The sequence below is a fragment of the Paracoccus salsus genome (genome assembly GCF_021556615.1).
In the GTDB taxonomy this organism is placed as follows: Bacteria; Pseudomonadota; Alphaproteobacteria; order Rhodobacterales; family Rhodobacteraceae; genus Paracoccus; species Paracoccus salsus.
The window spans coordinates 20,481-38,748 of record NZ_JAKGGD010000004.1 but is presented as its reverse complement, the minus strand read 5'-3'; the positions used below and the strand labels follow the sequence as shown (position 1 = coordinate 38,748).

14 protein-coding genes are annotated in these 18,268 nt (G+C 65.8%); 7 read left to right on the top strand and 7 right to left on the bottom strand.

Going from position 1 to position 18,268, the window contains the following annotated elements; translation table 11 throughout:
• The first annotated feature begins 62 nt into the window (after window positions 1-62).
• Genes L1965_RS09435 through L1965_RS09425 form a run of 3 tightly spaced genes read left to right on the top strand, consistent with a single transcriptional unit; the run spans window position 63 to window position 3,757 of the window.
• On the top strand, window positions 63-596 hold the full coding sequence (locus L1965_RS09435) for a 2Fe-2S iron-sulfur cluster-binding protein (RefSeq protein ID WP_235756185.1): 534 nt from the start codon (window positions 63-65) through the stop codon (window positions 594-596).
• Window positions 593-1,555: an FAD binding domain-containing protein gene (locus L1965_RS09430; protein WP_235756184.1), complete on the top strand. Its 963-nt coding sequence runs from the start codon at window positions 593-595 to the stop codon at window positions 1,553-1,555. The genes L1965_RS09435 and L1965_RS09430 overlap by 4 nt, the downstream gene beginning before the upstream one ends.
• A gap of 3 nt (window positions 1,556-1,558) precedes the next feature.
• Window positions 1,559-3,757: a xanthine dehydrogenase family protein molybdopterin-binding subunit gene (locus L1965_RS09425; protein ID WP_235756183.1), complete on the top strand. Its 2,199-nt coding sequence runs from the start codon at window positions 1,559-1,561 to the stop codon at window positions 3,755-3,757.
• 12 nt (window positions 3,758-3,769) lie between these two features.
• Here L1965_RS09425 and L1965_RS09420 read toward each other — a convergent pair whose 3' ends face one another.
• On the bottom strand, window positions 3,770-4,684 hold the full coding sequence (locus L1965_RS09420; RefSeq protein ID WP_235756182.1) for a DMT family transporter: 915 nt from the start codon (window positions 4,682-4,684) through the stop codon (window positions 3,770-3,772).
• Between the two features lie 135 nt (window positions 4,685-4,819).
• Here L1965_RS09420 and chrA point away from each other — a divergent pair, with 135 nt between their 5' ends.
• Window positions 4,820-6,232: a chromate efflux transporter gene (gene chrA / locus L1965_RS09415; protein ID WP_235756181.1), complete on the top strand. Its 1,413-nt coding sequence runs from the start codon at window positions 4,820-4,822 to the stop codon at window positions 6,230-6,232.
• 432 nt (window positions 6,233-6,664) lie between these two features.
• On the opposite strand, the gene L1965_RS09410 is transcribed toward chrA, so the two are convergent.
• Entirely contained in the window at window positions 6,665-7,408 is a 744-nt protein-coding gene (locus tag L1965_RS09410) for a cytochrome c biogenesis CcdA family protein (protein ID WP_235756180.1), read from the bottom strand.
• Window positions 7,409-7,525: 117 nt separating this feature from the next.
• Window positions 7,526-10,201 (bottom strand): ribonuclease E/G, encoded by a 2,676-nt coding sequence (locus L1965_RS09405; RefSeq protein ID WP_235756179.1) that lies wholly within the window; start codon window positions 10,199-10,201, stop codon window positions 7,526-7,528.
• 149 nt (window positions 10,202-10,350) lie between these two features.
• On the opposite strand from L1965_RS09405, the gene L1965_RS09400 reads away from it, so the two are divergent.
• Together L1965_RS09400 and L1965_RS09395 are read left to right on the top strand one after the other, a co-directional pair.
• A complete protein-coding gene (locus L1965_RS09400) occupies window positions 10,351-10,770 on the top strand; it encodes a hypothetical protein (RefSeq protein ID WP_235756178.1) in 420 nt (139 codons plus the stop codon).
• A gap of 151 nt (window positions 10,771-10,921) precedes the next feature.
• A complete protein-coding gene (locus L1965_RS09395) occupies window positions 10,922-11,818 on the top strand; it encodes an alpha/beta fold hydrolase (RefSeq protein ID WP_235756177.1) in 897 nt (298 codons plus the stop codon).
• Here L1965_RS09395 and L1965_RS09390 read toward each other — a convergent pair.
• From L1965_RS09390 to L1965_RS09375, 4 genes are read right to left on the bottom strand one after another with little or no spacing between them, the layout of a single operon-like run.
• Entirely contained in the window at window positions 11,771-12,598 is an 828-nt protein-coding gene (locus L1965_RS09390) for a glycosyltransferase family 25 protein (protein WP_235756176.1), read from the bottom strand. The two genes, L1965_RS09395 and L1965_RS09390, sit on opposite strands and share 48 nt — an antisense overlap.
• Window position 12,599: 1 nt before the next feature.
• On the bottom strand, window positions 12,600-13,208 hold the full coding sequence (locus tag L1965_RS09385; protein ID WP_235756175.1) for an inner membrane-spanning protein YciB: 609 nt from the start codon (window positions 13,206-13,208) through the stop codon (window positions 12,600-12,602).
• A gap of 16 nt (window positions 13,209-13,224) precedes the next feature.
• On the bottom strand, window positions 13,225-14,124 hold the full coding sequence (locus L1965_RS09380; protein ID WP_235756174.1) for an EamA family transporter: 900 nt from the start codon (window positions 14,122-14,124) through the stop codon (window positions 13,225-13,227).
• A 57-nt stretch (window positions 14,125-14,181) separates the two neighbouring features.
• Window positions 14,182-15,132, bottom strand: a complete 951-nt coding sequence (locus L1965_RS09375) for a DUF1223 domain-containing protein (protein ID WP_235756173.1) — start codon at window positions 15,130-15,132, stop codon at window positions 14,182-14,184.
• 242 nt (window positions 15,133-15,374) lie between these two features.
• On the opposite strand from L1965_RS09375, the gene acnA reads away from it, so the two are divergent.
• A complete protein-coding gene (gene acnA, locus L1965_RS09370) occupies window positions 15,375-18,146 on the top strand; it encodes an aconitate hydratase AcnA (protein WP_235756172.1) in 2,772 nt (923 codons plus the stop codon).
• Window positions 18,147-18,268: the final 122 nt, after the last annotated feature.

Genomic DNA, 18,268 nt, shown 5'->3' with positions numbered 1-18,268 from the left:
GGAACTTTGCGGGACAGCGCATGTTGACCGCCGACCCCGCAACACGGCCGCAGGAGGAAATCATGCCTGATACGCCGCAAGCCAGGCTTGTCGTCAACGGAACCCCGCGGAGTTTCGCTGGCGATCCGCGTCGGACGCTTCTGGACTTTCTGCGCCTTGACCTTGGACTGACCGGCACGAAGAAAGGCTGCGATCACGGCCAGTGCGGGGCATGCACGGTGATCGTGAACGGGCGACGGATCAATGCCTGCCTCAGCCTCGTCGCCATGCATGACGGCGACGACGTCACCACGATCGAAGGGCTGGGCTCGCCCGAGGCGCTCTCGGCCCTGCAACGCGCCTTCGTCACCCATGACGGCTTTCAGTGCGGCTACTGCACGCCCGGCCAGATCTGCTCGGCCACCGCCATGCTGGACGAGTTGCGGGCAGGCTGGCCAAGCGTCGTGACCGAGGGCCTGTCCGGTCCCTCTGACCCCAGCGACGACGAGTTGCGGGAACGCATGAGCGGCAATCTGTGCCGCTGCGGGGCCTATTCCAACATCATCGCCGCCATTCGCGAGGTGCTTCAGACCGAACCGCGCGAGGCTTCGGCATGAGGGAATTCACCTATTCCCGCGCCGCGTCGCTGGATCAGGCGCTAGGGACCCATGCCCGTCCGATCGCGGGCGCAACCAACCTTGTGGACCTGATGAAGCTCGAGGTCGAGACGCCGGACGCGTTGATCGACATAACCCGCCTTGATCTGTCGCGCATCGAAAGGGCGGGCGACGGTGTCCGGATCGGGGCGCTGGTACCGAACGCGGATTGCGCCGCCGACCCGCTGATCCGCCGCCACTGGCCGGTGCTTTCATCGGCGATCCTTGCCGGCGCCAGCCCGCAGTTGCGCAACAAGGCGACGACGGGCGGCAATCTGTGCCAGCGCACCCGCTGCGGCTATTTCACCGATCTGTCCACATGTTGCAACAAGCGGACCCCCGGTTCTGGGTGCGACGCGCTGAAGGGCGTGAACCACAACCACGCCATCCTCGGCACCTCCGACGCCTGCATCGCCACCTATCCTGGCGACATGGCGGTGGCGCTTGCCGCACTGGATGCCTGCGTGCAGATCCAGGGCCCGGACGGCATGCGTCAGGTGCCGCTGCGCGAGTTTCATCGCCTGCCGGGGACGGCAGAGGCCCCGGACAACGTGCTTCAACCCGGCGAGATCATCACCGCAGTCACCCTGCCGGCACCGCCGCCCGGACGGCAGATCTACCGCAAGGTCCGCGAACGGTCGTCCTACGCCTTTGCGCTGGTGTCCATCGCAGCGGTCATCAAGGTCGAATCCGGGCTGATCTCGCATGCGCGGCTGGCATTCGGGGGGCTGGCCCACAAGCCCTGGCACGATCCGGCGGTCGAGGCCGCGCTGATCGGCCAGCCGCCCGGCCAGGCCGTTTTCCAGCGCGCCGCCGACATCCTGCTGAAGGATGCGCGCGGCTTTGGCGGCAATAATTTCAAGATCCCGCTGACGCGCCGCACCCTGGCCGCCGTGCTGATCGAAGCCACAAGGGATTGAGCCATGTCCGCAACCTACGACGCGCCCGACCGGCGCAATCTTCTGGACCACATGCGGCAAGGCGTGATCGGCAAGCCGCTGGATCGACCCGAAGGCCCGCTGAAAGTCACGGGCCGCGCACCCTATGCGGCGGAATACGACCTGCCACGCTGCGCCGAGGGGGTTCTTGTCGGCGCCAGGGTCAGCAACGGCCGGGTAACGGCCATCCACCGCGACGAGGTCAGCGCCATGCCCGGTGTGCTCGGGGTGTTCGCCGATCCCGCGATGCTGCGCCGCCCCGCGCAGGGTGGGGCCGGCAAGGCGCCCGCACAGGATGTGACACAGGTGGACTACAAGGGTCAGCCGGTGGCCCTGGTGGTGGCCGAGACCTTCGAACAGGCCACCGCCGCCGCCAAGGCGCTGCGGATCGACTACGAGGACAGCTCGGATTCGGCGCATTTCGATCCTGACGCGGCCGGCGTCGAACCTCCGAAGAAGCCGACGGACCTGGGCGATCTGGAGGCGGCGATGCGCGACGCCCCCCATCATGTCGACCTGATCTTCCGGACCGAGGGACATGCAAGCGCCGCGATGGAGCCCCACGCCGCGATCGCCGCATGGGATGGGGGTGAACTGACCCTGCATGGCAGCTTTCAGATGGTCGCCTACAACGTGCCGGAACTGGCGGCTTCTCTGGGTGTCGACCCGGCCAGGGTCCGGATCGTGTCGCCCTATGTCGGCGGCGGCTTCGGGTCCAAGCTGGGCATTTCGCATGATGCGGTTGCGGCGGCCGTGGCCGCGCGCGAACTGGGCCGCCCGGTCCGCGTGGTTCTGACCCGGCAGCAGGTCTTCGAAAGCGTCATTCGCCGGTCCGAGACCCGGCAGAGACTGCGGCTGGCCTGCGACGAGACCGGGCGTCTGGTCGGCCTCGGCCACGAGGCGCGGGTGTCGAACCTGCCCGACGAGAAATTTGCCGAACCGGTGACCCAGGCGACGAAATTCCTTTATGCAGGAGACAACCGCCGCCTGGCCGTCCAGGTGACGCGGGTCGCGCGGCTGACCGCCGGCTCGGTCCGGGCGCCCGGCGAAGCCGTCGGCATGCAGGCACTGGAGGCGGCGATGGACGAGCTGGCGGAAACCGCCGGGATCGACCCGATCGCCCTGCGCAAGCGCAACCTGCCCGACAAAGCGCCCGGCGAGGGTATTCCCTTTTCCTCGCGCACACTGGTCGAGGCGCTGGACCGGGGGGCCGCCGCGTTCGGCTGGGACCGCCGCCATGCCCGTCCCTGTCAGACGCGTGAAGGCGAATGGTGGATCGGCATGGGCGTGGCCTCAGCCGCCCGGGTGAACATGCTGGCCCCCGCCGAAGCGCGGGTGCGATTGCACCCGGATGGACGGGTCGAGGTCGAAAGCGATCAGACCGATATCGGCACGGGCAGCTATGCCATACTCGGGCAGATCGCGGCCGAAATGCTGGGCTCGCCGATCGACCGGGTGACGGTTGCGCTTGGCGACAGCCGGCTGCCGCCCGGCGCCGGGTCCGGCGGCAGCTTCGGGGCGGCGTCCACCGGCTCGGCGGTGTTGCGTGCCTGCGAAGCGATCCGCGCGGAACTGTCCAGCCGTCTGGGGGTCGCCGCCGAGGAACTGACCTTGCAGGACGGACTTGCACGTGGCGGCAACCGCAGCGACACGCTGGTCGGTCTGCTGGGTGGGGACATGTTGGAGGAAACCGGTCGCATCGAACCGGGCAGGACCGGCAAGGACTACAGCCAGGCCACATACGGCGCGTTCTTCTGCGAGGTGGCCGTCAACGCCTTCACCGCCGAGACCAGAATTCGCCGCATGACCGGTGCTTTCGGGTTTGGCCGCGTGCTGAACGCCAAGACGGCACGATCGCAATGCCTGGGCGGCATGGTCTGGGGGATAGGCAGCGCGCTGACCGAGGCGCTGCAATTCGACCTGCGCGACGGCCACCTGGTCAATCACGACCTGGCCGGATACCATGTCCCGGTCCACCGCGACGTGCCTGCGCTGGACGTCATCCTGCTTGAGGAACGTGACGCCGTCGCCAGCCCGCTGCAAGCCAAGGGTGTGGGCGAGTTGGGAATATGCGGTGCGGCCGGCGCGGTCGCGAACGCCATCTACAACGCCTGCGGCGTGCGCCCCTATCGCTTTCCGATGACACCCGACACCCTGCTTGACCAGATGCCGGATCCGTTCTGACTGCCGCAACGGTCAGTCGTGCGCGTGACGTTCGCGATGAAAGACATACAGCCCCGAGGCAAGGATGATGCCGGTGCCCAGCCATGTCATTGCATCCGGCAGGTCACCGAAGATGACGTAGCCGACCAGCGTCGCTCCGACGATTTCCAGATACTGGAAGGGCGCAAGCAGCCCGGCCTCGGCCTTGCTGAAGGCGACCGTGATCAGCACGAAGGACAAGGCCGCCAGCGCACCCGCCGCGACGACCGAAAGCTGCGCCCACTCCGGCGCCTCGATGAAAGAGACGCCTTCGCGCTCCAGGAAAAACCCGGCACCGGCATGAGCCGCCAGCAGCATCGCGGCCGCGAAGATCGTCGCGCCAAGTTGCACTGACAGGGCCGATCGCGTGCGCGTGGCGCTTCGCAGCAGGATCATGTTCAATGCGAATGCAAGGGCAGCGCCAAGCGGCAGCAATGCGACCGGCCCGAACACCGAGAAATTCGGGCGGATGACGATCAGCGCACCGATCAGCCCGACGCCGACCGCGATCAGCCGCCGACGGCCCGGCACCTCGTTCAGCAGCGGGCCTGCCAACAGCGTCAGCAACAGGGGCTCGACGAAGAAGATCGCGATGGCGGTCGCGATCGGCATCTGCTGAAACGCGCTGATCAGGCAGAACATCACCACCGAGATCAGCGCGCCCGAGGCCAGCGCCGGCCATGACAGCACCGATCCGGTCAGCTGCCGCCGAAACACAAGCGCGACAGGTATCAGGAACACCGCCTGCATGACGGTGCGCCACATCGTCACCTCGAACGGCGGGACGATGCCGGTCAGAATCTTCGAGATGGCGTCTCCCACCGGCAACAGCAACGTCGCCGCAACCATCGCGACCATCCCCTGCCGCGCGGATCGCGCGACTGCATCCTCTTTCCGAACGTCATCCATGTGGGCTTCTGACATCCCGGACGGTCGGGTTGCAAGCGTGGGGAACACCGCAGAGGGCTGCTTGACGCACCCGGTGCCGCGCGCGAAGGTCATCACAGCGCTACCACAGCCAGCCTTCCGCCAGAGAGAACGCCGATGGAATTGCCCTCGGGACGGACACCGGACGACGAGCGGGGCCCGCCTTGCCCCCCCGAGCTTCAGCGCCCGACCCTGGCCGAGGCGGTCCCGATCTGGGCGCGCATCGCAGCCCTCAGCTTCGGGGGGCCGGCGGGTCAGATCGCCGTGATGCACCGGATCCTGGTCGAGGAACGCCGCTGGCTTGGCGACGCGCGTTTCCTGCATGCGCTGAATTTCTGCATGATCCTGCCCGGCCCCGAGGCGCAGCAACTGGCGACCTATATCGGCTGGCTGATGCACGGCGTGCGCGGCGCGCTTGTTGCGGGCATCCTGTTCATCCTGCCCGGCGTCGCCGCGATCATGGCGCTCAGCTGGCTTTATGCGGCGTTCGGCGATGTCGCGGTGGTCTCTGCGATGTTCTTTGGGCTGAAGAGCGCTGTGCTGGCGATCATCATCCAGGCCTTGCTGCGGATCGGCCGCCGCACGCTTGGCAACCCTGCCATGCGCCTGATCGCGCTTGCCGCGTTCCTGGCCCTGTTCCTGTTCGACGCGCCGTTTCCGGTGGTGATCGCACTGGCGGCGCTGACGGGCTGGGCGGGTGCGGCGGCGGGACTTTCCGGATTTCACCACAATCGCGCGGCGGCAGATCCCGAATCAACACGGATCCCCGATTCCGCGACCGTGCTGGGCGGCGAGGACGGTCCCTCTCCTGCGCTGGTGCGCGACACGCGACGCGCTGCGGTGGTTGCGCTGGTGGCGTGGCTATTGCCGGTCGCGGCGCTTTGGTGGCTGCTGCCCGACAGCGTCTTCACCCAGATCGCCACGTTCTTCGCCAAACTTGCGGTGCTGACATTCGGTGGCGCCTACGCGGTGCTGGCCTGGGTCGCTCAACAGGCGGTGGACAGCTATGGCTGGCTTGCCCCCGGCGAGATGCTGGACGGGCTGGGAATGGCCGAAACCACGCCAGGCCCGCTGATCATGGTCCTGCAATTCGTAGGATTCATGGCCGCCTTCCGGGACGCCGGCTGGGACAACGCGCTTCTGGCGGGGACCGCGGGCGGCTTGCTGGCAACCTGGGTGACCTTTGCGCCGTGTTTCGCATGGATCTTTCTGGGCGCGCCCTACATGGAAACGCTGCGCCGCGATCCCCGGCTTGCCTCGGCGCTTTCGGCGGTGACAGCCGCGGTGGTGGGCGTGATCCTGAACCTTGCCGTGTGGTTCGCGATGCATGTCATCTGGCGCCAGACCGTCAGCCTGACGCCCGGCCCGTTGAGGATGGAACTGCCGCTGCCCGCTACGCTGGACCCAGTCGCGGCGATGCTGTCGGTCCTCGCACTTGCAGCCATCTTCGCGCTGAGGCTGGGCATGGGGGCCACGCTTAGCTTGGCGGCTGCGGCAGGGGTCGGCCTGCATGCGGCGGGGCTTTTGTAACGGTGGCCGGGTTTCAACCGCTCGACAAAGGCGCCGAAACATCGCGCGGGCCCATATGACCTGAAAGGCCGGGCGATCCCGGCACCAGCGGATGACCGACCCTTGCGATCCGCAGGTCCAGAAGGTTCGCGCACTCTGCGGCCAGACCTTGCCCTCGCGGGCGTCCGCCCAATGCGCCATGTGCCCGCCTGGCGAGAATCAGATCGCGTTGGCGACAGTGATGTCTCCGACCCGCTTTCGCAAACTCCGCGATGGTGGCGACGGATGGACCCTGCCCCGGTCCGGGCCGATTATCCATCGTTCCAGTCCAGAACCCGCCAGGCCGGGCACCATCAATCGCGGCTTTGTCCTGGCGCACGCACGGGCATCGCGCGGCCGGTCCATCGCCGCGGTATGGCGACCGGCCTGGACAGGGGCACCGCGGGCATGGTCCTAGCCCAGCAAGGCCAGGGACGGAAAGGTTTCCAGAATCCAGTAGGAAAAGGCCGAGAAAGCCCCGGTCAGCAGCATCAACCCGACAATGACCAGAAGGCCGCCCATCGCCCGCTCGATCGCCTTCAGATGGGGCTTCAGCCTGTTCATCAGCCCGATGGCGCGCTTGATAAAGATTGCGGCCAGCAGGAACGGAACGCCCAAGCCCAGCGCATAGACCCCCAGCAGCGCCGTTCCGCGCGACAATTCGCCGCCAGTGGCTGCCAGAGACAGGATCATGCCAAGCTGCGGCCCGATGCAGGGCGTCCATCCGAACGCGAAGGCCAGTCCCAGAACATAAGCCCCCAGCGCGCCCCCACCCTGCTGGCCGGTTTCGATTCGCGCCTCCTGGTCCAGGATCGGGATCCGGAAGACATGCAGAAAATGCAGGCCCATGACGATCACGGCGACGCCGGCCAGCTTGGACAGAAGGTCCTGATACTGAAGAAACGCCCGGCCAAATGCGGACGCCGCGAAGCCCATCACGATAAAGACGGTCGAAAGACCAAGAACGAAGAACACCGCCGGCAGCACGGCGCTGCGCTCGCCAGTCTTCAGCCCGTTCACGCCGACCCCTGTCATATAGGCCAGGTAAGGCGGGACGATGGGCAGCACACAGGGAGAAAGGAAGGACAGGAATCCGGCCAGCATCGCCACAAAGGCGGCAGGCAGGAACGCAGCAGTGGCAAGTTCGATTCCAAGCATGGCGGGACCTTAGCCACTGACAAAGCCGGGCACAGGGGGGCAATTCGTCACGGTTGCGTGCGCCGACCTGTCTCGGTTGAGCGGCGGGGCGCGTCCGATCGCGCCCCGCCCTGTCGATCAGCTTCCGGCGGACCACCAGCCGCGACGTTTCGGCCGGTCCGATTCCGCCTCGGCGTCCGCTTCGGCCATTGCGGACTCGCGGCCGTCATCGGCGTCGTCAGGCGGGGTGCCGGCATCTGCGGGGTGGTCCACCAGCGCAATCGTCGGCTGGTGGCTTTCTTCGGTGGTCGCGACGTGTTCGTCGACATGCGGCGCGGAAGGCCGGGGTTCCGGCGCAGCCTCTGCCTGGAAGACGGCGGGCTCGGCCTGACCGATCGCTTCCGCGGTCGTCTCGGAGCGTTCCGTCGCAGAGACGTCTGCCGCCGCAGGTTCGTTCTGCGCGTCGGCCAGCGCTTCGGCCTGGCCATCGTCAGAGCGCGCCTCCTGGACGGCCGTGCTCTTGTCATAGGCGGCATTGACGCCCGGCAGCGAGTCGGCACGATCCTCATCCCTGTGGTCGCGCAGATCGACGACCTCGGGCAGGGCAATGTCGCCGGTATCCTGTCCGACGGAAGCACGGCCACCGCGGCGACGGTTGCGCGAACGCGTGCGGGGCTTTCGACCTTCGACGTCATCCTGTTCCGCGCCTGCGTCCTGTGCGGACGCTGCTTCGGCCTCGGGGATCTCGTCCGACTCCTGCGGATCGCCATTGTCGCCGCCAACTTCATCCGCCCGGTCACCGGTTTTCCGCCGACGACGCCGGCGGCGGCGATTGCGACCGCGACCGCCATCATCCTCGGCTGCGGCCTCACGGGCGTCCTCGACGGGGCTGGCCTCGGCCGGTTCCCGCTCGACCGCAGTTTCGACCTCGACCTCGGCCTCGACCTCGTCTTCGTCCTCGTCCGGATAGTCCTCATCGTCGATCTGCGCCATCAGGTCGGCATTGACCGACAGGACCGGCTGCGCGGAACTGGGGACGACGCGGGTCGCGGTCTTGAATTTCTCAAGCGCGAAGTCGGGCGAGATAAGCGTCGGATCGCCCTCGATCCGGACCGACATGCCATAGCGCAGTTCGATCCCGGCGATGTGCTCACGCTTGACGTTGATCAGGAAGTTGGCCACCGCCACGGGCGCGCGGACCAGAACTTCGAGAGACCGCTTGCGCGTGCCTTCTTCCTCGATCGCGCGCAGGATGGTCAGCGCAAGGCTGTCATCGCTGCGGATCAGGCCGGTGCCGTGGCAATGCGGGCAGGGCTGCGTGGTCGATTCCAGCATGCCCGGGCGCAGTCGCTGACGCGACATCTCCATCAGGCCGAAGCCCGAGATGCGACCGATCTGGATACGGGCACGATCGGATTTCAGCCGATCCTTCATGCGCTTTTCGACCGAAGCGTTGTTCCTGCGCTCTTCCATGTCGATGAAGTCGATGACGATCAGTCCGGCAAGGTCGCGCAGGCGCAACTGGCGGGCCACCTCGTCGGCGGCCTCCAGGTTGGTCTTCAGCGCGGTCTCCTCGATCGAGCCCTCCTTGGTGGCCCTGCCCGAATTCACGTCGATGGCCACCAGCGCCTCGGTCACGCCGATGACGATATAGCCGCCCGATTTCAGCTGCACGACCGGGTTGAACATGGCCGAGAGGTAGCTTTCGACCTGGAAACGCGCGAACAGCGGCATCTGATCGTTGTAATGCTTCACGTTCTTGGCGTGGGACGGCATGATCATCTTCATGAAGTCCTTGGCGACGCGATAGCCGCGCTCGCCCTCGACCAGGACTTCGTCGATCTCCTTGCTGTAGAGATCGCGGATCGTCCGCTTGATCAGGTCGCCTTCCTCGTAGATCGGCGCAGGCGCAACCGACTTGAAGGTCAGGTCGCGGATCTGTTCCCACAGCCGCAGCAGATATTCGTAATCACGCCGGATTTCGGTCCGGGTCCGCTGGCTGCCGGCGGTGCGGATGATCAGGCCCGCGCCCTTGGGCACGTCCAGTTCGCCGGCGATATCCTTCAACTTCTTGCGGTCAGCGGCGTTGGTGATCTTGCGGCTGATTCCGCCGCCACGCGCCGTATTCGGCATCAGCACGCAATAGCGGCCGGCAAGCGAAAGATAGGTGGTCAGCGCGGCACCCTTGTTGCCACGTTCCTCCTTGACGACCTGAACCAGCATGATCTGCCGGACCTTGACGACTTCCTGGATCTTGTAGCGGCGCGGCCGAGACTTCTTGGTGCTGCGGATTTCTTCGCTGACATCGTCGTCGGCCACCGATTCGATGCTGTCATCCTTGGCCGCGGCATCGCCGTGGTCATCGGAATCGGCGTCGTTGTCCCCGTTTGCGGCAGCGTCGTCGGCGTTCGCGCCGGTTTCTTCTGCAAGCGTCTCGTCGCCCGCCTCGGCCTTTTCGGCCCTGGACGCGGACCTGCCGCGCCCTCGCTTGCCGCGCGCGCTTTCCTCGGCCTCCTGAGCCTCGGCCTGGGCGCGTTCCTCGGCGATCAGCGCCTCGCGGTCGGCGGCCGGAATCTGGTAGTAATCCGGATGAATTTCGGCAAAAGCCAGAAAGCCGTGCCGGTTTCCGCCATAGTCCACGAAGGCTGCCTGCAGGGAGGGCTCGACCCTTGTGATCTTTGCGAGATAGATGTTTCCAGAAATCTGGCGCTTGTTTATCGTCTCGAAATCAAATTCTTCGACCTTGGTTCCGTCCGCCACGACCACCCGAGTTTCCTCGGCGTGGGTGGCGTCTATCAGCATCTTCTTTGCCATGTTTATGTCTTTCGTGCAGGCATGGGCCGGGCGGCGCCAAGGGCGACGCGGTATCATGGCTGCTGTGTGATGGGGACGCCGAGGCTGCCACGAAGCGGTCGGCCGGTCCGGCGCGGCCTTTGGCCTGCCCTTCGCGATCCTGTCCGTTCATGGCGCGCGTCATCGCGTCTGTTCCTTGCAAGGACCCGGCGACCTTCGGCCGGCCGGGCCACTGTCCGAATTCGCCCCGGCGGCAGCAGTTGCGCGCCTGGGAGCGGGTTTTCCGCGTGACAAAAGCAGCCTGCCTGGAGGGCTTCGGCCAGAGATGCCACGCTGAGAAACTGATGGCGCCCTACAACCCGCAGTTGCGGCAGCATTGCGCATATCTGCAACATAGGCGTGATCACAGGCAAATTTCAATGCCCAAAATCATTCGGCTTCAGGCGCGGCGCCTGTCGCGCCCGTGCATCGCCGTTCAGCGGAAGCATCGCATGGAAGCCTGGCCTGTCTGGCAGGACGGTCCGATCACGCCACGCATATCCCCGGGCGGCCCCGCGCGCGACCGCAACACCAGCCAGGATCCGCCATGATGTTTCCATGACAAAGCCATGAAAGAAAAAGTTTATTGATCTGCGCGGCGGCACAGGCCGCTGCTTCACGCAGGCTTAACATTTCTTTCACGCCGCTGTCGCAACATCGGGATATCGCTTCGCCCGACAGGGACTGTTCAGGAGATCTGCAATGCCGGTCGTCAGGGTCAACGCCAATCACGCGCCTTGCCCGCGACTGTGGCAGACCGCCGCGATGCTTCCCGAAGGCGCACCCATCGTCGTGATGGTTCACGGATATCGATATTCGCCTTCGGAGCCTGCCCATGACCCGCATCGTCATATCCTTGCGCTTGATCCCGACCACCGCGCGCGCCGCGCAACCTCGTGGCCACGCGCACTGGGTTTTGGCGCGGACCAGCCGCAAGAAGGCCTGGCGCTGGCCTATGGCTGGGAGGCACGCGGCAGTCTTGGCCGGGCCTATAGAAACGCGGGCGATGCTGGCGCGGCGCTGGCGGGGCTCGTTTCCCGGCTGGCGGATCAGGCCGGGCGGCCGGTTGCGCTGATCGGCCATTCGCTTGGCGGCCGGGTCGCCTTGCAAGCCTTGCACAAGGCCGATCCGGGCAGTGTCGGGCGCGTGATCCTGTTGACCGGCGCCGAGTTCCGCGACACGGCAGCAACCGCCCTGACCTCGCCCGCCGGCGAGCAGGCCGAAATCATCAACATCACCTCGCGCGAGAACGATCTCTTCGACTTTGCCCTTGAGCAATGGCTGGCGCGCGGCCGGCGGCAAGCCCTGGGCTTCGGGCTGGACCGATCGGCAAGGAACTGGGTCGATGTGCAGATCGACCATGGCGAGACGCTCGCGGCGCTGGAAATGCTTGGCTTTCCGACCGAAAGGCGACCGCTGCGGCTGTCGCACTGGACGCCCTATCTGCGGCGCGGGCTGTTCGATTTCTATCGCACCGCGCTGTGCCAGCCCTGGGCGCTGCCGCTTGGGATGCTGCATGCGCGCCTGCCTGGCCGGATCGAGCCGCGCTGGTCACGCCTTCTGGCCGGACCCGCGGCCTTTGGCGTGGCGAACACCTGAAAACCACCGCGCAACGACAAGCCGTGTCCCCCTGCACATCACGCGACTCAGCTCAAGCCATGCGCGATAGGGCAGAACCGTGGCGTAGCGCCAGCGCGGAAGCTTGCTTGCCGCGACCCCGGACTGGATCTGCGTCGGGTGGGACGAAATCTGGCTGGCCGGAAGCGGCTCGACAAAGGCGGCGCGCAGGCCATGCAGATATTCCAGATCGAAGGCGATGTCGAACGCCAGACGCATCGGCAGCAGGTCCCGCGCGAACCAGCGCGCCGCGCGCCGGTCGATGACATAGGCCCCCGCCCCCTTCTCGCGGGTCAGCGCGATCGCCAGCCAGCGGCCCGGCCCCAGTTCTCGCACCGGGAACTTGCGGCCACGGTTGACAGTCGTCAGGCGCAGGATGTTCCACAGTTCACGATGCGCCGCTGCGCGATCCAGCGTCGCCAGGAAATCCGGCTGGAACGTCACGTCGTCTTCCAGGATCAGCGCCAGGTCGGCATCACCGTCGAGAAAAGCCCGCGCGCAGCCGATGTGGCTGAGATAGCAGCCAATCTCGGCGGGCGAGGTTCGCCGTCCGTGCAGCAACCGATAGCCGCGCTCGTCGAATTCCGGAATCGGGAAGGACTTGGCCCTTCCATCGACGCCAACGATCCGGCAGAACGGCAATCCGGCCGCGGCCAGCTTGTCGCGCATGGCAGACAGCCGTTGATCGGCGCCCTCCATGTTGATCAGAAAGACAGCCAGGCGCAGGCCCGACACTGGCAAGGTGATCGTCGCCGCCGCCACGCTAGCTGTCCTGATCCTTGCGGCCCGGTTCGATCGCGTGGGCGCGGAACAGCCCCGCATTGCCCATCAGAAAGACGAACAGGATGATGGGCAGGCCGAAGGTCTTGAAATAGACCCAGGTCGTTTCGGACATCAGACGCCACACCACTTCGTTCGCGGCTGCGAGAGCCAGGAACAGCAGCGTCATGCGCAAGGTCAGCTTGCGCCAGCCCACTGCATCCATCGGCAGCGCCTCGGACAGGACAGCGCCCAGCCAGTTCCGGCGTGCCAGCAGGCTATAGCCGAGGATGGCGGCGAAAAGCAGATAGATCAGCGTCGGCTTCATCTTGAAGAAACGCGGATCGTTCAGCCAGACCGACAATCCCCCGAACACGATCACCAGCACAAGCGTCGCGATCTGCATCGGCGCCAGCTTGCCGGTCAGTCGCCACTGAATCATCGATGCCAGCACCAGAACCGGCACGAAGATCAGCGTGGCAAAGACAAAGGCGCTGTAATCCTGCCCCCAGACGGAGACGGTCTCGCCGCGCTTCAGCATGAACACCATGAAGAACAGCAGCACCGGCCCAAGCTCGAGCGCCGGTTTGATCCAGGGTTTCTGTTCCTTCATCGCATCATTCCTTGTCTCAGGCGGCGAATTCCACCACCACCGCACCGGCCGCGATCAGCGCCATCAGCCCGGTCCGCACCGGTCCCACCTTTTCGCCCAGGATCAGCCAGCCGACAAGGGCCGCAAACACGGTCGAGGTCTCGCGCAGGACAGCCACGCGGCCGACCTCGTCGATCCGGGTGGCCAGCATGATGGCCCCGAAGCTGCCAAGGGCCACACATGCACCGACGACACCTCGCACCGCCAGAGGCCCGATCTCGTGGCGTGCAAGGCGCATCAGGCGGCGCATGCTCCAAAGCGGCATGAAGATCGCATCCAGCACGAAGAACCATGCCAGAAACGTGAACGGATCGGCGGCCAGCCGGATGCCCCAGGCGTCATAGGTGGTATAGACCGCGACCATCCCGCCCGTGACCAGCGCCCAGGCCAGTGCAGGTCCCAGCGTCTCGCGGCCGACGACCAGCCGCAACCGGTTGTAGCCTGCCAGCCCGAAGATCCCCCCGACCAGCAACAGGATGCCCACCCACTGCAGCGGATTGTAGCGCTCGCCGAATACAAAGCCCGCCGCGATGACCGCAAACAGCGGACCGCTGCCGCGCACCACCGGGTAGACCACCGTATAGGCACCGCGAACATAGGTCAGCGCCTGCGCGACCTTGTAGGCGATGTGGATCGCCATCGCGCCGAACAGCGCCAGCCAGAGTTCCGGCTCGGGCCAGGGCACGACGAACAGCGCGACCGGCAGGGCAATCAGCCCATAGCTGAGATCGATCGCAGCGCGGCTGAGCCAGGGGTCGTGCCGACCTTTCTGCAAGGCGCCGAAGATCGCATGCAGAAAAGCCGCCGCCAGCGCCAGGGCCGACGCTGTGCGTGCGCCCTCGGGCGTTCCCGCGATGCCGATGACCCAGTCACTCATGCCAGCTAGCTGACCTGAAAATGCACAATCTGCAAGCTGCGTCGTCGGTCGGGCCCGTCAGTCCAGCCGGATCGCCGCGACGATGGGACCCGGATATTGTTCGTCCGCCACCAGTTTCTGGATCAGCAGCGCATGACGCGTATCCTCGGGAAAATGCGCGTCCGGCTGACCATCGGGCTTGATGGTCAGCTTCAGCGTCGCCATGCCATCCCAGTGCGCCAGCCTGTCCATATGCAGAACGACATTGGTGTAAGTGACCGTCCGCCCCCGGTTCTCGCCCGCCGTCATGTCGCTCTTGCGCTCGGGCGCATAGCGCACCAGCAGGATCTCGACCTGCCCGCCCAGATCGGAAAGCGGCATCAACTCGATCACCTCGCCATCCGCGACAGATTCGCGTCGCAGGCTGATCATCGCCGGCGACATGCGGTTCGCGTCGATCAACCCCATCAGCTCCGCGGGGCCGGGCGAGACGGCCGTATCGCGCCCGTCCACGATCAATTGCGGTGTGTAAAGCGCACGCTCGCCCGAGGCGCGGGCATAGCGTTCCTGCCGCGCGGTGAATTCCGGTCGGGCGAACTCATCAGCCCAGCCCAGATAATCCCAATAGTCCACGTGATAGGACAGCGGCAGGACGCCGGGTTCCCCGGCCAGCTCCGCAAGCATCGCGTCCACGGGCGGACAGGACGAACATCCCTGCGAGGTGAAAAGCTCGACCACCACCGGCAGTCCTGGCGGCGTGAAGCTGTCCAGCGACGGCGGCACCGATTCGAAGGGTGAGAAACTGTTGAGGCCACGCTCGGCGCCCGCATTGAAACCCATCGCCCCGGGCACCGCGCGCCCGGGCGTGGCGGGAGCCGCGATCACCGGTGCCGCGCTGCCCGAAGTCGTGGACGCGCCCTGCTGCGCCGCAACCGGTCCGACCGGGAAAGACGCCGTGACCGCCAGTGCCGCCGCAGCGCAGCGCCACGCCGCGCTGCCCGTCCCTAGCCCTGCCGGCCGTTTCCGCATTTCCCGATCCATGTCTCGTGATATCTGGCATCCTGCATAGCGGCTGCACGGCGCACGCCACAAATCAAGGCTTTGTTAGCCGATGCGTGAACACTGCACCGTGCCCCTTGAGCAACAGCAGGGCGCGTGGTATGCTATGGCATACAATCCCTCCCACGATACCCTTGCGCGGCACCGGCACATCGGGCAAATCAGGAGGGAAGCATGCCAGACCCATCCATCTTGCAGACAGGGAGGCCCTGATGCCGATCCAGACCGGAACCGATACCGCCAAGACCCGCCGCACGCTGCGCGCGGGGGACCAAGAGGTCGATTACTATTCGATTGCCGCCGCCACCGAGGCGGGACTTGGCGATTTCTCGAAGCTTCCATCCGCATTGAAGGTGGTGCTGGAAAACATGCTGCGCTTCGAGGATGGCGGCAAGACCGTCAGCATCGACGACATCAAGGCTTTCGCCGAATGGGCTGAAAAGGGCGGCAAGAACCCGCGCGAGATCGCCTATCGCCCGGCCCGTGTCCTGATGCAGGACTTCACCGGTGTGCCGGCGGTGGTTGATCTGGCGGCGATGCGCGACGGCATCAAGGCGCTGGGCGGCGACGCGCAGAAGATCAACCCGCTGAACCCGGTCGACCTGGTCATCGACCATTCCGTGATGATCGACGAATTCGGCACGCCGCGCGCGTTCCAGTTCAATGTCGAACGCGAATACGAGCGCAATATCGAGCGTTACCAGTTCCTGAAATGGGGCCAGAAGGCGTTCCGGAACTTTCGCGTCGTTCCGCCCGGCACCGGCATCTGCCACCAGGTGAACCTTGAATATCTGGCCCAGACCGTCTGGACCGACACCGACCAGACGGGCGCGACCGTCGCCTATCCCGACACGCTGGTCGGCACCGACAGCCACACCACCATGGTCAACGGCCTGGCGGTTCTGGGCTGGGGCGTCGGCGGGATCGAGGCCGAGGCCGCGATGCTGGGCCAGCCGATCTCGATGCTGATCCCCGAGGTCGTCGGATTCCGCATCACCGGCGCGATGGTCGAGGGCGTGACCGCAACCGACCTGGTGCTGAAGGTCGTCGCGATGCTGCGCAAGCATGGCGTGGTGGGCAAGTTCGTCGAATTCTATGGCGACGGGCTGGACAACATGCCGCTGGCCGACCGTGCGACCATTGCCAATATGGCGCCCGAATACGGCGCAACCTGCGGCTTCTTCCCGATCGACGCGGAAACCCTGCGCTATCTGGAACAGACCGGCCGCGACAAGGACCGTATCGCGCTGGTCGAAGCCTATGCCAGGGAAAACGGCATGTGGCGCGACGAGGGCTATGAGCCGGTCTATTCCTCGACCCTGCATCTGGATCTGGCCGAGGTGGTGCCCGCGATCTCGGGGCCCAAACGTCCGCAGGATCACACGCCGCTGGACCAGTCGGCCGATGCGTTCCTGAAGATGGTGCGCGGCGTGCGCTTCCCCGACGTCTCCCCGGAGGAAGAGATCGACTGGCGCGAAGAGGGCGGCGCCCGCGATCCCGGCTATGTGCCGGGCGGTCGTCACCAGGGCTTTTCCGAGGGCGAGGTCGAGGGCAAGGACTACAAGCTGCATGACGGGTCCATCGTGATCGCGTCGATCACGTCCTGCACCAACACCTCGAACCCGTCGGTGATGATGGCGGCGGGTCTGGTGGCGCGCAAGGCGCGCGAGCTGGGCCTGACCCGCAAGCCGTGGGTCAAGACATCGCTGGCGCCCGGGTCGCAGGTCGTCACCGAATATCTCGAGGCCGCCGGCCTGCAGGACGATCTGGACGCGATCGGCTTCGACCTGGTCGGCTATGGCTGCACCACCTGCATCGGCAATTCGGGGCCGCTTGAGCCGGCGATTTCCAAGTCGATCGCCGACAACGACCTGATCGCGGTTTCGGTGCTGTCGGGCAACCGCAATTTCGAAGGCCGCATCAGCCCCGATGTGCGCGCCAACTATCTGGCCAGCCCGCCGCTGGTCGTGGCCTACGCACTGGCCGGCGACATGAATATCGACCTGACCCGCGACCCGCTGGGAACCGACAAGGATGGCAACCCCGTCTATCTGAAGGACCTGTGGCCCAGCACCAAGGAGGTCGCCGATCTGGTCGCCAGCGTCGTCACGCGCGAGATGTTCATCGACAAATACGGCGACGTGTTCAAGGGCGACGAACGCTGGCAGGGTGTCGAGGTGACGGACAGCGAGACCTATGACTGGCCCTCGACCTCGACCTATATCCAGAACCCGCCGTATTTCCAGGGCATGTCGAAGGAACCGGGCAAGATCGCCAACATCGAAGGCGCCCGCATCCTCGCCCTGCTGGGCGACATGATCACCACGGACCACATCAGCCCCGCCGGTTCCTTCAAGGAAACGACGCCAGCGGGCAAGTATCTGACCGAACGCCAGGTGCCGCCGCGCGAATTCAACAGCTACGGGTCGCGCCGAGGCAACCACGAGGTGATGATGCGCGGCACCTTCGCCAATATCCGCATCAAGAACGAGATGCTGGAGGACGTCGAGGGCGGCTACACCAAGGGACCGGACGGCAAACAGGAATCGATCTACGACGCCGCGATGGACTATGCCGGCAACGACACGCCGCTGGTGGTCATCGGAGGCATCGAATACGGGGCGGGCTCGTCGCGCGACTGGGCGGCCAAGGGCACCAACCTGCTGGGCGTCAAGGCCGTGATCGCCGAGTCCTTCGAGCGCATCCACCGCTCGAACCTCGTCGGCATGGGCGTGATCCCGTTCGAGTTCACCGAAGGCGACAACCGCAACTCGCTGAACCTGACCGGTGACGAGACGATCTCGATCGAGGGCCTGGAAGGCGAATTCAAGCCGCTGTCGCAGGTTCCGTGCACGATCCGTTATCCGGACGGCACCGAAAAGACGATCCAGTTGAGGGCCCGCGTCGATACCGAGGTCGAGATCGAATATCTGAAGAACGGCGGCGTGCTGCACTACGTGCTGCGCAATCTGGCTGCCGCCTGAACCGACCCGACGACAACGATATTGAAGCCCCCGGCCTCAGGCCGGGGGCTTTCTTGCAACCCCGAGGACCGTCGCGCCTTCGGGAACGGAACGCGAGGTGATGGCCACCGCCGTCCCGAAGG

Coding starts and splice junctions, on each gene's coding strand:
- L1965_RS09435 (WP_235756185.1), top strand. CDS start 63: ATGCCTGATACGCCGCAAGCCAGGCTTGTCGTCAACGGAACCCCGCGG.
- L1965_RS09430 (WP_235756184.1), top strand. CDS start 593: ATGAGGGAATTCACCTATTCCCGCGCCGCGTCGCTGGATCAGGCGCTA.
- L1965_RS09425 (WP_235756183.1), top strand. CDS start 1,559: ATGTCCGCAACCTACGACGCGCCCGACCGGCGCAATCTTCTGGACCAC.
- L1965_RS09420 (WP_235756182.1), bottom strand. CDS start 4,684: ATGGATGACGTTCGGAAAGAGGATGCAGTCGCGCGATCCGCGCGGCAG.
- chrA (WP_235756181.1), top strand. CDS start 4,820: ATGGAATTGCCCTCGGGACGGACACCGGACGACGAGCGGGGCCCGCCT.
- L1965_RS09410 (WP_235756180.1), bottom strand. CDS start 7,408: ATGCTTGGAATCGAACTTGCCACTGCTGCGTTCCTGCCTGCCGCCTTT.
- L1965_RS09405 (WP_235756179.1), bottom strand. CDS start 10,201: ATGGCAAAGAAGATGCTGATAGACGCCACCCACGCCGAGGAAACTCGG.
- L1965_RS09400 (WP_235756178.1), top strand. CDS start 10,351: ATGGCGCGCGTCATCGCGTCTGTTCCTTGCAAGGACCCGGCGACCTTC.
- L1965_RS09395 (WP_235756177.1), top strand. CDS start 10,922: ATGCCGGTCGTCAGGGTCAACGCCAATCACGCGCCTTGCCCGCGACTG.
- L1965_RS09385 (WP_235756175.1), bottom strand. CDS start 13,208: ATGAAGGAACAGAAACCCTGGATCAAACCGGCGCTCGAGCTTGGGCCG.
- L1965_RS09380 (WP_235756174.1), bottom strand. CDS start 14,124: ATGAGTGACTGGGTCATCGGCATCGCGGGAACGCCCGAGGGCGCACGC.
- L1965_RS09375 (WP_235756173.1), bottom strand. CDS start 15,132: ATGCGGAAACGGCCGGCAGGGCTAGGGACGGGCAGCGCGGCGTGGCGC.
- acnA (WP_235756172.1), top strand. CDS start 15,375: ATGCCGATCCAGACCGGAACCGATACCGCCAAGACCCGCCGCACGCTG.